Raw genomic sequence first — 14,510 nt, forward strand, 5'->3', positions numbered from 1 at the left:
GCGCTAAAGTGTTCAACCTTCATTTAGAGTACGCTTTTTCCCACATTGCGTCAATTGAAGCAGGCATTGTTCAAGAAACCGACACGGTTTAACCGCTGAGCATTACAAAATAACCGCTTTTTTTACAAGAACAATCGTGATACAAAAAAATAGACACGTGGTCAGATTGAGAGCACTATTCAGTATGTATATAAAAATAACCGCCTCTCCTTTTTCAGGAAATGACGGTTAGTGTGAATATGGGTCTTCTTTTCTTTCAAGCGGCTGTGCTTCGTCATTTGTTTCTCTATCAGTTGGCCGCAAATAAATAGACACGGCTTGTACCGTGACAATAAATAAAATAAAAACAATGACCCATAAAATGATCGGAAACATGAACAAGCCTCCTTTTTATGTATTATAGCAAAAAAGCTGCGTGTATTTTCTTCACGCAGCTTTTTTATCAAAATCTAAATTTTTAAGCAATCCCTGGAAGCGCAAACCCAAGAATAATCGTGATAAGCAGCACGACAAGCGCACCTGCAAAAACGCCGCCATTACTTTTGTTCTTTTTCTTCCGGACAAGCGTCATTTCCATTAACCCGATCGTGATGATCCCTGCCAGCATTTTTATTCCATATAGCATCGGATTCAAACTGTCGAATGTAACAAACAGCATAAAGCCGGTAACCAAAATCAGGACATAAAATAAGCGAAGCCCCATATGTACACCGGTTGATGGCTTTTTCAACGCGATAAAAAACAAAATAAGCGCGATGACCCATGTTGTAATATGTACGTGTGTTGATGATGTTAAAAAGTCCACAAACTCTCCTCCTTTTTTTACTTCTTTATTTTACCACACAATTACCGGACCGTATTTGACAAAGTGCCGACACCTTCAATCGTAATGTCAACTGTGTCACCGGCCTGAAGCGTTCCTTTCGGCTCCATCGCAAACCCCACACCCGCCGGTGTTCCTGTCGCAATAATATCTCCAGGTTCGAGCGTCATTCCTTTGGACAAAACATGGATAATTTCATCGATTGGAAAAATAAATTGAGAAGTATTCGACTTCTGGCGCGTTTCCCCGTTTACTTTTGTTTCAATAGCTAATATATGCGGATCGCCAATCTCGTCTTTTGAAACGATCCACGGCCCCATCGGACATGTTCCATCCAAGCTTTTGCCGATAAAAAATTGCTTATGACGGCTTTGCAGGTCGCGTGCTGTCACATCGTTCAGCACCGTGTATCCGAAAATATAATCAAGCGCCTCAGCGCGGGCAATTTCTTTTCCCTTTTTCCCAATAATGACGGCCAGTTCGCCTTCATAGTCCAGCGCATCGGTTAATGATTCATAAGCTGGAATCGGCGCTTGATGTGCACTGACGGCGGTTGGGGCTTTCGTAAAAATCATCGGGTGCTCTGGCACGCTTGCTTCCCCGCCCATTTCAATTGCATGGTCACGATAATTCTTCCCGACACACATCACATTTTTCAACGGACGCGGAATCGGGGACAGCCATTCAATTGTTGTTTCATCTACACGCGGCAATCGTTTAAGATTGTTTGGTATGGATTCTAAAAATTGCCCTTCTTCAATCGCGGCAACAAGAGTAGGAGGTGCATCATTTTCGTCTGAAACAACTGCCACGGCTTGTTCTTCTCGTAAATAGATACCATACTTTTCTTTTCCATCATGCTTAAAACTCATCCACTTCATTTTTTCATCCCCTTTTTCCATATGTGAACAACCGCCAAATCGCTTCCATTGGTCCCCGTTTAAATCGGTTCATCCATAATCCAGAGACGATTACTTGTACAGCAAAAATAGTAACACAAAGCAAAATACCGGTTCTCAATGTAATTTGTCCATAAAAACCAAGACCGTACGAGTAAAAAATAAGCGAGCCAAGTACAGACTGCATCAAATAGTTCGTCAGTGACATTTTACCGGCTTGTGCAAAAGGTGAAAGAAGCTTTGCCGGACGGTCGAAAGTGGATAAATAAACAATAAGAGCCGCATATGAAGCCGCGAGCACGGGCCCCCCAATGGCATCTTGAATGTACATATAGGCAATGTGACTAGGGCCAAGCATATGTGGAATACCTTTCAGCATAAGCCCCGCTGTAAAAAGAAGAGCAAATATCCATAAGGTTTTCTTCGGCTTTGCTGTCCATTTCTCAATTATCCGCTGTTTATACGCTCCTGCACCGATCAGAAGAAATGGAAAAATCGTCATAAGCTGAAACAAAAAAGCCCCATCCGTCACGTTATTGTTTGTCCAGTCGCTTATTCGCTGCACGGTCACTTCCACGTACGAACCGCTTCCATATGCTGCAATCGACTGGGACACTGAAGCGATGTCTGTCCAAAATAATGAATTGTATGGATCCGACAGTGCTGACAGGAAAAGAAGCAAGCCGAGCATAACAGCCGGCACAAATAAAAGAACGAGGCCCATGCTCAAAAGAAGCCGGCTGGAAAAACGCAAAAAGAAGAGAAGCAAAAACCCACATACCGCGTAATTAAATAAAATGTCACCCGGCCAAATGAAAAAGGCGTGCAGAAGACCCAGAACAAGCAAAAAGGAAAAGCGGCGGATTCCTGTCCAGACAAACATGCCATTTTTCTTGATGGCCTTCTCATGCTGCATGGCCGCACCGAATCCGAACATGGCTGCAAACAAAGGGTAAAAACTCGCCTGTACGAAAACATCAATCCATGAAAAAGCAAGCAAATCCTGTGAGGTTTTCCACCATTCATATGGATTGTAATAAAAATAAGGGGAATGAAACGACAGCATATTCACAAGGAAAATACCAAAAAGAGATAGACCTCTCAGCACATCAATGGAGACAATTCGTGCCGTTTCATTCTGTTGTACTTGCTGCAATAAAACACTCCCTTTCTTATCATGACTGCCTATTTATCATAACAGAAAAGGGATTGATTACGCATATTCCACGACGTGAGTGCCGTCTAAGAAAAAGACAAATTTCCTTTCGACCGGACGTTTCCAAATTCGCTCAACTGCTTTAGCGTAAAGAGCAATTTGCATTTCATACCGCTTTGCCAAAATCGGCTTTGCTTCATCAAAACCGCCGGCAAATCTGTCCGTTATACCGTCTGTTTTATAATCAAGCAAATAAAGATTTCCTTTGTATTCAAACAAGCAGTCAATGACTCCTTGAATAAGTACACTTTCATCCGATTCGCCCATTCCCGCTTCTCGCGCCGTCATGCCCATATTAAATGGCAACTCACGATGGACTTGATCCGCAGCCAGCAGCATACGGCCCGGCTCTGTTGCAAAGAAAGCCGCTACCTCCCCTGCGTCTACCGCTTCTGCCTGTTCAACGGCCAGCAGTTCTTTTTCAATCAGTGTTTCAAGAAGCCGCTCTACTGCCACCTCAGATGGAGCTTGGCGTAAGTCAACATGCTGCATGACGGTATGGACTGCCGTTCCCACTTCAGCAGGCGAAAGCTGCTTTTCCTGCACAAAGCGCGGGCGCCGGAAGATCGGACGCCGATATGAACGCGCCGTCTCATTTGACGCCCCTTCACTGTAAATGTCGTTTGACCTTTTCAAATCTGAGACTGATTGTTTAGAGCGAAGACGAACTGCTTCTGAAAAACTGTATTGCCATGTCATCTGTTTTTCGATTTCTTTTTTCGCGTCAGATTGTTCAGGATAAGGCTGGCGTTTTTTGATCAAGTCCATCCAAGATTCTTCTTGCTCTTTTTGCTCTATTTCTGTGACCAGCAAGCTGTCTACTTCTAACACCGAAAACTGAAAGCGCGACGGATGATCTAAAAAGTGAGCATGACTGCCATTTAAATTGTTGTGGCGCATAAGCGCGGGACCGATCCAATCGGCGTACGATGAAGCGGATGCCCGGACCGCGTCTCTAAGCAGCAGCGACGGATGATCTGCTGCCAGCGTCCAGCTGTCCATTTTTTTCTCGAGTTTTTTCATAGATGCTGTGATAATCAGCTTTTCTTTCGCCCGGGTCATCGCAACATACAAAACACGCATTTCTTCTGCCAGAAGCTCCAGTTTCTTTTTACGCTGAAAAGCAAGTTGAACGAGCGACGGCCAAGCAATTCTTTTTTCTGGGTTCATGTATTTAACAGCGATTCCGTACTCTTTATCAAATAGCACCCGGCCATTTAAATCCATCATATTAAACTTGCGTCCGGCCGCTGCAGTGAACACAATAGGAAATTCAAGCCCTTTGCTCGCATGAATCGTCATAATGCGGACAACATCTTCCTGTTCAGATAGTGCACGGGCTGTTCCAAGATCGTCCCCCCGCTCACGCATCCGCTCAATAAACCGTAAAAAGCGGAATAAACCGCGAAACGATGTTTCTTCATACTGCCGTGCCCGGTCATAAAGTGCACGCAAATTGGCCTGCCGCTGCTTTCCGCCTGGCATCCCGCCCGCAAATGCGTAAAATTGTGTATCGCGGTACAGCGCCCAAATAAGGTCCGACAATGCACCGCTGCGGCCGATCGAACGCCATCTTTCAAGCCGCTTGACAAATGGACTCACTTTTTCTTTTAACGACGCATCGCTGTTTCCGTTTTGCATAAACGCAAGCAGCGCTTCAAAGTAACTTCCTTTTTTAGACGAAAGTCGAATAGAAGCCATTTCATCTTCTGTACAACGGACAATCGGTGAACGAAGCACAGCCGCAAGCGGAATATCTTGAAATGGATTATCGATCACATGAAGCAGTGACAGCATCACCGAAATTTCCGTCGATTGAAAATAGCCGCCGGACGTGTTGGCGTATACAGGAATGCCAGCGTGCTTAAATTCTTCCATCATCTCCGGAACCCACGTGAGTGAGCGCATTAAAATAACAATGTCCCGATATTGGACCGGCCGTTCTGACTTCGTTTTTGAATCATAAATGAGGTGGCCTGATTGGATTAACTCTTTAACCTTTGACGCGATGAAGCGCGATTCAAGCTGAGATTGCTCCGCATCCTCCCGATCCATTTCATCTTCGTCTATTTCTTCGGAGCCGTCACTATTAATAACCGCCACTTCAATCGGGCATTCCGCCTCCGGATAGAACGCTCCTGGAACGAGTGATTCTGCTTCTCCGTATGCGATTTCTCCGACTTCGGTTCCCATGATTTGCTGGAATACATAATTCGTGCCGTCCAGCACTTCTTTTCGGCTTCGGAAATTACGGGACAAGCCAATTTTCAATCCTGTCCCGAGACCATCTCGGTTAAAGCGATTATATTTGCCGAGAAAAAGACCTGGTTCCGCCAGGCGAAAACGGTAAATGGATTGTTTTACGTCGCCTACCATAAATAAGTTACCCGACTGTTCGTCATCTTCGGAAACCAGCCTGACAATCGTTTCCTGCACCATATTGACATCCTGGTACTCATCCACGAGGACTTCTTTAAAGCGGCGCCGGTATGCTTCGGCTGCTTTTGAAGGCTGCCCATTTTCGATTAAAATGGCTAACGCGTAATGCTCTAAGTCGCTGAAGTCTGTAATGCCTTTCCCCCGCTTCACATCAGCATAGCGCGTTGAAAACGTGAGAACGAGCTGCGAAAGACGTTCCACAACGGGCTTCATCTCATTTAAATCATTCAGCCAGTTTTCCGGCTTTCGTAAAAAAAAGGTATCTTTTAATTCATTGACCATTTTTTTTGCTTGGTCCCGGACATTTTTAGACCGTTCCTTCAGCTCTTCATCATACTCGTCGCCTTTACACATTTTCAATGTTGGAAATTTTACATGTTGAAAAGCGTTGTACCATTCTTCCCACGTTTCACATTGGATAAGTGTTTTTACCATCGCGCTATCGACTGTGAAATTTTCAGCCCGCGGCGTGGGGCCTCCCGGCAATTCAGTCATCATGAACCCTTCCTCTAGCAAGGAAAGTGCACTATCAAGCTGAAAACGGATATCTTTTTTTAATGGATCGATAAAAGGAAGATCGTCGATTGTCCCCGTCGCTTCATACAAAGAAGACAGCTCTTTTAGCCAGCGGTCTGGATCAGGGTGTGATCTTGAAAAGTCAAATAATCGAATAACCGATTTTTGTAGTTCCACATCACTCCGGTCGCCAGAAAATGTATCAACTAATGTAAAAAAAGAGTCATTGTCCGGTTTAGCGTATTCTTCTTCAAGCAAGTCTTCAAGCACTTCATCCCGAATTAACACCGCTTCTGTATCATCAGCGATCCGGAAACCCGGGTCGATATCGATCATGTAATAATATTTTCGGATCACTTCCAAACAGAATGAATGCAGGGTAGAAATGGACGCTTTATTTAATAAGCGAAGCTGGCGGCGAAGACGACTCAAAGCAGGATTTTTTTCAATCTCCTGCTCAAGCGCCTCGCTAATCCGCTGCCGCATTTCCGCCGCCGCCGCATTGGTAAAGGTAACGACAAGCAGCTCATCCACATCGATCGGCGATTCATCACGAATCATTTTTTGAATAATCCGCTCGACTAAAACGGCCGTTTTCCCGGAACCAGCCGCCGCGGCGACAAGAATGTCGCTTCCTTCTGCATAAATGGCTTTCCATTGATCGTCTGTCCATCGTGCATCATCCGGCTTGACCGGAATGTTATAGCTGTTCATCGTCTTCCTCCTTCATCATTGCGATAATCTCTTCATTTTTTCTCGGGCGGATGGTTCGGTACTGATTTTCTTCAAGCGTGTCATCAAATTGGCACACTTGCCGATACGAACAAAATGTACACGGCGTTTTTTTATTGTAACGATACGGCGTAATATCGACTCGTCCGGAGACGATGTCGTTGCCCGCTTTTTCATACAAGCTGCGTACATGCCCTCTCATCGCTTCAAAATCTCCATCATCCGCCGTTTTTGAACGTGCCGACAACGTTCCGTCTTTTTTAAATCCTGCTGGAATAATGAGCGAATCTCCCGTCTCAAGCTGTTCATCCATTAAATGAATCGCTTCGTCTTCTCCAAGCACAAGTCCTTTCATACGGAAGCTTTTCAACAGTTCTTTTTCAATCTCATCAATGGTCAGGAATTTTTTCGTATTCAAATAAGGATTATGAACATGAAAATATAAAACGCCGCCTGGACGTGCTTCAGTCCCGGTTAAAAGTGGTGCATTCGTGACAACGATATCAAGATATGTCAGCATTTGCATCGCAAATCCATAGTACATCTCTGTCATGTCCACATCCCGGCTGCCTGACTTATAGTCGATCACCCGCAAATACGTATCTTCTTTTCCTTTTGCTCGATCGACCCGGTCAATACGGCCCGCAAGCGACATACGCGCCCCATTTTTCAGCTCAAAAACGAGCGGCGGCAATTCTGAACGCGGACCGAAAGCGAGTTCAATGCCCAGCGGTGAAAAACCGCTCACCTTCGCCTGATTACTAAGTACCGTCGATGCACGTGCAATAATTTGTTCTAATTTTTTCTGAATATATATGTGTCGATGCGAACTCATTAAGATTCGATTTTGCAGCTTTGGCGCCAGCTCCTCCACTGCTGTTTTTGCAAAGGATTTACATTGTTCCGGTGTCAGCTCCGGCCATTTCAGCCCTCTTTTTTCTACTTCTTCCGCGATCCATTTCAGTGCCCCGTGGAATAAATCTCCAATATCCGGCGCTTCAAGGCGATAGACGAGCCGGTCGCGAAGCTTTAAGCCGTGACGGACAAAATGGCTAAACGCGCATGAATGAAACGTCTCCATTCTCGATACACTTGCAATCATATCGGTTCCGTACAAATTAAGACTTGTCTCTTCTTTTAACGGATCCGCTTTATTTTCATAAAACAAACTATCAAGAACAAATCCAGCTTTTTTTGCGTTGCTTTCTATATAAACATTGTATACATCCCACCAGAATGAAAAAATGGGATATCCTCGCTTTTTCAGCTGAAGCTGGGACGTTAAATATGATAACGTTGGTTCCGAATGGGAAATGTAAGCGAGCTGGTCCTTTGCCGGCAGATCAGCCGGATCATTGGCAACAATGACCTTGTCTATGTGCTCAAACCACTCATGCATTCTTTTTATATAAGGGGACGGCTGTAATGATTTTCCTTCTGCATCGGCAATCGGCCACGAAACGTACAGACGATTTGATGGTACTGTATACGCCCGGTATGCGATCAGTTCTTCATCGAGCAGTTTCGTTTTGCTGCCAGGTGCAACATGCATCCCGGAAGAAAGAAGTGCTTCCCTTTCTTCATCATCCAAAATGCCTCCTTCCATTTGACGGGAAGGAAAGACACCATCATTCATACCGACGATAAAGGCTGTGTGAATGTCGGCAAGCCTTGATTTTTCCGGATTGGCGATGATGACCTGGTCGGCTGCCGGCGGCACGATAGAAAATTCCAGTGCTTCAAGCCCGGCATCCAAAACGGCGGCGAATTTTTTCGCATCCATTTCTTCATCGCCGGCCACTTCCGCAAATTCATCAAGCATGCCGATCACCGCGTCCCATGCCTGGTTATGCTGAGCAGCTTCCGTCAGTTCCCCGCGCTCTTCTGCTTCCATTGAAAGCTGCTCCATTTTTTCTGGAATGTGAAGTTCTTCAATAAATTGATACAGTCCACGACAGCATTCCATAGCATTCTTTGCTCTTTTCAGACGCTTTTCCAATCTAAAAAGTGGTGCAGCAATAAACTCTTTCATTTCGTTTAATTGGTTTTCAAATAAACGCTCTTCATCTGTCTGGGCAACCGAAGTAAATTCCAGCCCCATATAACGGCGGTATGTCCAGCGCTCGCCGTTCGTCCATCGTTCCCCGTAAATGCCGTGGGCAAGCACGTAATTTTCAAGCAAATCCATGCTGCGGCGAATTTTTTCGCGCGGCTGATCAAACGAAAAAAGCAAATCTGTTTTCACCGCACGAAAAATCGCTTCATACCGCCATTTTCCGCCAATGACTTCTAGTGACGAACGAATAAGTTCAACGAGCGGATGGTTGAGCATCGGCCGTTTTTGATCGATAAAAAATGGAATGCTATAATCATCAAAAACAGTTTCAATGATCGATCGATAATCTTCACCATTCCGAACAAGCAGCGCCATTTGTTTATAGCGCAGATTTTCAGTACGGGAAAGACGACGGATTTCGCGCGCAGCCGATTCGATTTCAGCACGCCTGCCTGCCGCCTGCCAAATAGACATTCCTTCACTGTTTTTAGAACGTTTCGCCGGACGTTTGTCAAATTGCATTTCAAGATGAATAAGCGAAGCGGCCTCCTGACGCTTATGTCCATATATAATAAGATCTTTTTTTATATCAATCTCTTCTGCAATCGCAAGTTCATATAAATCATGATAGGAACGTCCCGGCAGCCGGAACAGATGGGTATCAACCGGGTCTTCATTCCGAAATGGACGATCTACTGTTAAAGCGATGGTTACGTCGTTTGCTGAATTCATCAGCACACGGATGACTTCATATTCTTGTGGTGTAAAACTGTGAAATCCATCTATATAAATGTCCGCTTCTTGTATGTAAGAAGAATTTGCGGCCATTTCTGCCAAAAGCCTCATATAGTCTTCGGAGTCCGTATATTTGCCAGCTAAGGCTTGATCGTAGGAAGAGTAGATTGTTTGTAAGTCACTTAGTTTGTCTGCAAGTGCAGCGGGGACCTGTTTTCGGTGCTCCGCCATTTCATCCGGCGAAATTAAATATTGCCGAAATTCAGTCAGCATTTGTTCAACCGTGCTGACAAACCCTGTTTTATCGGCCGCTTTTGAGAAAACAGCCAAGTCATTGCGATGTTCTTCGATAATTTTCCGGATTAAAATATTGCGTCCAGCTGGTGTAATGTGCTGTCTGCTCATGCCGCCTTCTTCCTGTAACACGCGCCATGCAAGCCGCGTAAAGCTGTACACTTGTGCCCGAATAATGCCGCCGAGGGTCTGATCTGAGGCGAGGCGATATTCTGACAGAAACGACATCTGCTCCGGCACAATATAGATGATTGGCTTTCCGTCAGGCAGCCGGCGGAGACGTTCTTTTATTTCATTGATGATATGCTCTGTTTTTCCTGAACCGGAACGTCCAATAATAAATTGCAATGCCATCCGGATTCCTCCTTTTATTTACTTTCACTATATCAAAGATCATACGTTCGGTCAAAATTCAAAAAATAAAAAACCACGTTCTTACGGTTTTTTATTTTTGAAGACGTTTTTCCAGCTGTTTGCCTCCTGCCCATAAAAGAGCCATAACTGCTATGATAATAGCAGTCTTACCCGGCTGATGAATGAGTGCAAAAACGTCATGGCCAACATAGCTGATCGTAAAAATCATCACCGTTTTCCCTGCCATGACTGCAAATAAATATTGGACGACGCTAATGTGTGACAAACCTGCGACTACATTTACGATTGCAGAAGGTGTAAATGGAAAGCAAAGCAGCAAAAACACTGGCGCAAAGCCGTGGTGATCAATCCAATTCATCATTTGACTCACTTGTTTATTTCGCTGCAGAAATGTTAAAATGCGCTGCTGTCCAAATTTCCTAATAAGTAAAAAGACAATAAAAGAACCTGTTACAGCTCCTCCCCAGGAAATAAGGAAGCCAAGCCAAAGTCCGAAGGCATTTACATTTGCAAGCACAAAAGCAAACAAAGGCAAAAAAGGCAAAAATGCTTCGAGAAGCGGCAGTAAAAAGCCAGGAAGCGGTCCAAATGATTCATACCGCTGAATCCACTCCATAATTTGATTTGTTGAAAAATTCATCTAATTATTCCCTTTCATTATCCATCCTGTACTCCTCATTCCCTTTTGCGCGGATGAAAAAACGAAATAACGTTTTCTTTCACACCTACCACATAGTGAGCGCGAGCAACTTTTTCTGTTCGAATAGACGGTGTCGCTGCATTGCCCCGCTCATAAAGTGCTTTGGTCATCATAATCTGATTATGAACCGCAAGAGGCGATACAGGAACGACAATCCATTGATCATCCACAAACGTGATTTTCGTTTGTTTTTTATCTATCTTTTCCAAATATTTTAAATGAGAAAGGGTAATCCATACACAATCAGGTTTTAAATGAGAAATCGTCGGGAATAGATAAGTACCTTTCAAATGGTCAACATTAATAGGAACTTTCCGATTGATGCCAAGCACCCTGGCAGAAGCTTCTCTTCTCCCATCATAAGTTGAAAGGTAGCGAATGCAGCTTTGCCGAATAATTTTCAATGGTGTTTTTTTTATCATTACCGGTTCACTGTTTTTTTCATATACTTTAGTATATTCTCCATAACGAACCGGCTCTAAAAAAAGTGTGTTTTCATTGATCGTATATTCGTTTTTTTCATTAACCGGCTGATTGTTCATTTCTTTGGTTCACCCGCTTCTTTTCATTTATTCACACTTCTTTATCTTACTATTTTACGGTAAATTTGTCCCATTCGCCACGAGAAATAATTTTCTAAAAATTTAAAACTTTCTGTTGATTAGTTGTTTGAAATCCCATATAATAAAAAAAAGGTATCCGAGGTGATTAAAAATGGAAAACAATAATTATTTTGCTGAGATGATGAAGTCCCCGATGCCCCGTGAAACAGAGAAAACAGTAATCAGTGAATTTATCGACAGCTTCCTTAGCGATATTCTATACAAAAAAGAAAAAGCAGCATTAATGGAAAAAATTGATCTTTCTCTTGATCAAGGTGACCGTTCTGCATTTATTACTTTATCTAATGAATTAAACCGCTTGGAGAAAACTTATAAGGTATCTTAATGAACTCCTTCATGCTGATTCCTCAAGCGATGAAAACCCCAATTAACTTAACCGAAAAAGCCCCGTATCTTAATTGATACGGGTGCTTTTTGAGCGCGTATATACCCTCCTTATGAAAAAAGTGATAATACCGTTAAAATCCCAATCGATCCAAGAACCGTTATGATAATATTCGCACCTGTAAAAGCAATTAGAAAAGCCGCAGCGGCTCCGATCAGGGCAAACGATATGTTTTCATGAAAGTTTAAAACACCCGGAAAAATGAGCGCACCGAGCGTCGCATATGGAACATTCTTTAAAATGCCCTGCCAAAAAGAAGGCAGCTCTTTTCCTCTCAGAAGCACAAACGGAAGCATACGCGGAATATATGTGACGAAAGTCATTCCTAAAACGATGGATGCCATTGTCGTGCTCATTCGATTTCTCCCTTTCGTCTTACCTGGCCTGCCACTTCAATACTAATAGACGCAATAAGTGTTGAAATAATAATAGCCCATCCGCTTGAGAGCGCACCTGAATATGTAAAAATACAGTTTAATACTGCCGCGGTTACGGCAAGAATGACTGCTTTTAAGCTTGTTTTAAGCGAGGGAACGAGCAATCCGATAAACATCGCATATAAAGCAATCCCCATGCTTTCCTGAACAACAGGAGGCATCGCGTTTCCCGCTACAAACCCGAGTCCTGAACCAAGTACCCAGCTTGAATAAGAAATGAGAATAAGACCGGCCATAAAAGAAGAATGAATCGAACCGCTTTTCATCGCAGCAACCGAAAAAGTTTCATCCGTGACCCCAAACGAATACGCCGCTTTTTTCCACATCGCTTCTTCTTCCGCTTTTTCATTTAAAGCAGCCGACATAAGGAAATGACGGATGTTTAAAATAAACGTTGTCAGCACAATTTCAAAAACTCCCGTTCCGATCGTAATGAGGCTTAGAGCAATATATTGCGCCGCTCCGGCGAATACAAAAATGCTTAATGACATCGTTTCAATAAACGTTAACTCAGCACTTTTTGCCAGCAAGCCGTAGGTAAGGGCTGCTGGTACATATCCAATGGCAATACCTGTTCCAGCAGCAAGGCCATCTTTAAACTCACTTTGTGCAGCAGCAGTTGTTTCCATTTTATTTCCTCCGTTTTTAATTTCCCACAAATTATACTCCTTTGTGTATACATAAACAATATAAAAAACGCACGTGCCTTTTCAGCACGCGCGCTTTTTATCACTTTTTGACAATTTGATCTTTTAATGATCTTCTTAAAATCTTTCCAGTTGTGTTTTTTGGCAGCTCCTGCAAAAACTCAACCGATTTTGGCACTTTGTATGAAACAAGCCTCTCCTTGCAATAATTTAGAACATCCTCTTCCGTAAGTGAATTCCCTTTCTGAACAACAAAAGCGAGAACTGCCTCTCCGTAATCCGGATCGGGAGCGCCGAGTACTGCTGCTTCAACAATGTCATCGTGTTCATACAGCACTTCTTCCACTTCACGCGGATACACATTGTATCCCCCAACAATAACCAAATCTTTTTTCCGGTCTACGATATAAAAGTAGCCTTCATCGTCCCGGCGGGCTAAATCGCCTGTGTACAGCCATCCATCACGAATGGCCGCCCCTGTTTCTTCCGGCATTTTATAATAGCCCTTCATTACATTGGGTCCTTTTACAATTAACTCTCCCACTTGGCCTGGTACTGCTTCTTCTCCGAGTTCATTGACGACCCTGTTTTCCACATTTGAAATAGAACAGCCGATCGAACCCGCTTTACGCGGCCGGTCCAACGGATTAAAAGCGGTAACCGGACTTGCTTCTGACAAGCCATATCCTTCAGAAATTTGCACATTAAATTTCTTTTCAAACTGTTCTAAAAGAGAAACCGGCATCGAAGCGCCTCCTGAAATACAAAGCCGAATCGATGAAAAATCAGCCGGATTCGAGTCCGGAAGTTGAAATAAAAAGTTATACATTGTCGGCACGCCCGCAAAAATAGTTGCTTTTTTTTCCTTCGCAGCTTTGAACACTTCCTTCGGGCTGAATGCCGGCAAAATAATCATTTCTGCTCCACTGACAATTGGAGCATTTAAGACAACAGTCAAACAAAATACGTGGAACATCGGCAGGACTGTTATGACTGTATCCTTCTCTGTAATCGATAAATAGTCGGCAACATCCCGCGCATTTGAATAAATATTTTTATGAGTAAGCATCGCACCTTTTGGCTTGCCTGTTGTGCCTGACGTATATAATATAACCGCTGTGTCTTCTTCATGTATGTCAGGACTCTGCAAAACATTTCCGTTTGCCAACACTTCAGAAAACGCTTTCATTTTAGAATAGATAGTAAATGAGGATGCTGTAATTCCAGCCGCACGTTCATCTCCTGATTCGCATACGATGTAATGCTCAACTGACGGCAGGCTTTCATGCATGTTTTCTGCGGCCGGAAGTAGTAAATCCAGCATGACAACAGCTTTTACATCGCCATTTTGCAAAATATAACTGATTTCACTTGGTGTATAAATAGGGTTTACCGGAATAACAGTGACGCCTGCCCGCATTGCCCCGTATAACGCAATAATAAAATGCGGCGAGTTGCCGAGCAGTAAAGCGATGTGGTCGCCTTTTTGAAGGCCAAGCGATTGCAGGCCTGCGGCAAATCGCGTGACTGTTTCGTTTAGCTCACCATATGTGGCGGACGTGTGTAGAAACGTATAAGCAGTTTTGCCTGCATGAGCTGAAGCGGTTTGTTCAAGTGCCAGTGATGCATTCAT

12 protein-coding genes are annotated in these 14,510 nt (G+C 43.8%); 1 reads left to right on the forward strand and 11 read right to left on the reverse strand.

Annotated elements, in window-relative coordinates; all coding sequences use genetic code 11:
* Positions 1–228 precede the first annotated feature (228 nt).
* The 8 genes from VQ00_RS18605 to VQ00_RS09525 all read right to left on the reverse strand — a co-directional run bounded on the left by VQ00_RS18605 (position 229) and on the right by VQ00_RS09525 (position 11,327).
* Positions 229–375, reverse strand: a complete 147-nt coding sequence (locus VQ00_RS18605; RefSeq protein WP_156154033.1) for a hypothetical protein — start codon at positions 373–375, stop codon at positions 229–231.
* Between the two features lie 82 nt (positions 376–457).
* The gene (locus VQ00_RS09495; RefSeq protein ID WP_046179890.1) at positions 458–805 is read right to left on the reverse strand and encodes a YisL family protein; all 348 of its coding nucleotides are present in this window, start codon (positions 803–805) and stop codon (positions 458–460) included.
* Between the two features lie 41 nt (positions 806–846).
* The gene (locus tag VQ00_RS09500; protein ID WP_046179956.1) at positions 847–1,704 is read right to left on the reverse strand and encodes a fumarylacetoacetate hydrolase family protein; all 858 of its coding nucleotides are present in this window, start codon (positions 1,702–1,704) and stop codon (positions 847–849) included.
* Positions 1,705–1,708: 4 nt separating this feature from the next.
* A complete protein-coding gene (locus VQ00_RS09505; protein ID WP_046179891.1) occupies positions 1,709–2,878 on the reverse strand; it encodes a DUF418 domain-containing protein in 1,170 nt (389 codons plus the stop codon).
* Between the two features lie 57 nt (positions 2,879–2,935).
* On the reverse strand, positions 2,936–6,607 hold the full coding sequence (gene addA, locus VQ00_RS09510; protein ID WP_046179892.1) for a helicase-exonuclease AddAB subunit AddA: 3,672 nt from the start codon (positions 6,605–6,607) through the stop codon (positions 2,936–2,938).
* Positions 6,594–10,064, reverse strand: coding sequence for a helicase-exonuclease AddAB subunit AddB (gene addB / locus VQ00_RS09515; RefSeq protein ID WP_046179893.1), 3,471 nt, complete (start codon positions 10,062–10,064; stop codon positions 6,594–6,596). Before addB ends, addA begins: the two co-directional genes overlap by 14 nt.
* Before the next feature lie 91 nt (positions 10,065–10,155).
* Positions 10,156–10,725, reverse strand: coding sequence for a TVP38/TMEM64 family protein (locus VQ00_RS09520; protein WP_046179894.1), 570 nt, complete (start codon positions 10,723–10,725; stop codon positions 10,156–10,158).
* Positions 10,726–10,760: 35 nt separating this feature from the next.
* Positions 10,761–11,327: a competence protein ComK gene (locus tag VQ00_RS09525; RefSeq protein ID WP_046179895.1), complete on the reverse strand. Its 567-nt coding sequence runs from the start codon at positions 11,325–11,327 to the stop codon at positions 10,761–10,763.
* A gap of 172 nt (positions 11,328–11,499) precedes the next feature.
* Between VQ00_RS09525 and VQ00_RS09530 the strand changes: the two genes are divergently transcribed.
* Complete coding sequence (locus VQ00_RS09530; RefSeq protein ID WP_046179896.1) at positions 11,500–11,733, forward strand: IDEAL domain-containing protein; 234 nt, start codon at positions 11,500–11,502, stop codon at positions 11,731–11,733.
* A 110-nt stretch (positions 11,734–11,843) separates the two neighbouring features.
* Here VQ00_RS09530 and VQ00_RS09535 read toward each other — a convergent pair whose 3' ends face one another.
* From VQ00_RS09535 to VQ00_RS09545, 3 genes are all read right to left on the reverse strand, one after another.
* Positions 11,844–12,149: an AzlD domain-containing protein gene (locus tag VQ00_RS09535; RefSeq protein WP_046179897.1), complete on the reverse strand. Its 306-nt coding sequence runs from the start codon at positions 12,147–12,149 to the stop codon at positions 11,844–11,846.
* A complete protein-coding gene (locus VQ00_RS09540; protein ID WP_046179957.1) occupies positions 12,146–12,859 on the reverse strand; it encodes an AzlC family ABC transporter permease in 714 nt (237 codons plus the stop codon). Before VQ00_RS09540 ends, VQ00_RS09535 begins: the two co-directional genes overlap by 4 nt.
* 100 nt (positions 12,860–12,959) lie before the next feature.
* Entirely contained in the window at positions 12,960–14,510 is a 1,551-nt protein-coding gene (locus VQ00_RS09545; RefSeq protein WP_046179898.1) for a fatty acid--CoA ligase family protein, read from the reverse strand.

It is taken from the genome of Domibacillus tundrae (assembly GCF_000970675.1).
Taxonomy (GTDB): Bacteria; Bacillota; Bacilli; order Bacillales; family Domibacillaceae; genus Domibacillus; species Domibacillus tundrae.

Bases quoted from the DNA above. Each gene is read 5' to 3' on its own strand.
- VQ00_RS18605 (WP_156154033.1), bottom strand. From the start codon at position 375: ATGTTTCCGATCATTTTATGGGTCATTGTTTTTATTTTATTTATTGTC.
- VQ00_RS09500 (WP_046179956.1), bottom strand. From the start codon at position 1,704: ATGAAGTGGATGAGTTTTAAGCATGATGGAAAAGAAAAGTATGGTATC.
- addA (WP_046179892.1), bottom strand. From the start codon at position 6,607: ATGAACAGCTATAACATTCCGGTCAAGCCGGATGATGCACGATGGACA.
- addB (WP_046179893.1), bottom strand. From the start codon at position 10,064: ATGGCATTGCAATTTATTATTGGACGTTCCGGTTCAGGAAAAACAGAG.
- VQ00_RS09520 (WP_046179894.1), bottom strand. From the start codon at position 10,725: ATGAATTTTTCAACAAATCAAATTATGGAGTGGATTCAGCGGTATGAA.
- VQ00_RS09525 (WP_046179895.1), bottom strand. From the start codon at position 11,327: ATGAACAATCAGCCGGTTAATGAAAAAAACGAATATACGATCAATGAA.
- VQ00_RS09530 (WP_046179896.1), top strand. From the start codon at position 11,500: ATGGAAAACAATAATTATTTTGCTGAGATGATGAAGTCCCCGATGCCC.
- VQ00_RS09535 (WP_046179897.1), bottom strand. From the start codon at position 12,149: ATGAGCACGACAATGGCATCCATCGTTTTAGGAATGACTTTCGTCACA.
- VQ00_RS09540 (WP_046179957.1), bottom strand. From the start codon at position 12,859: ATGGAAACAACTGCTGCTGCACAAAGTGAGTTTAAAGATGGCCTTGCT.
- VQ00_RS09545 (WP_046179898.1), bottom strand. From the start codon at position 14,510: ATGAATGCATCACTGGCACTTGAACAAACCGCTTCAGCTCATGCAGGC.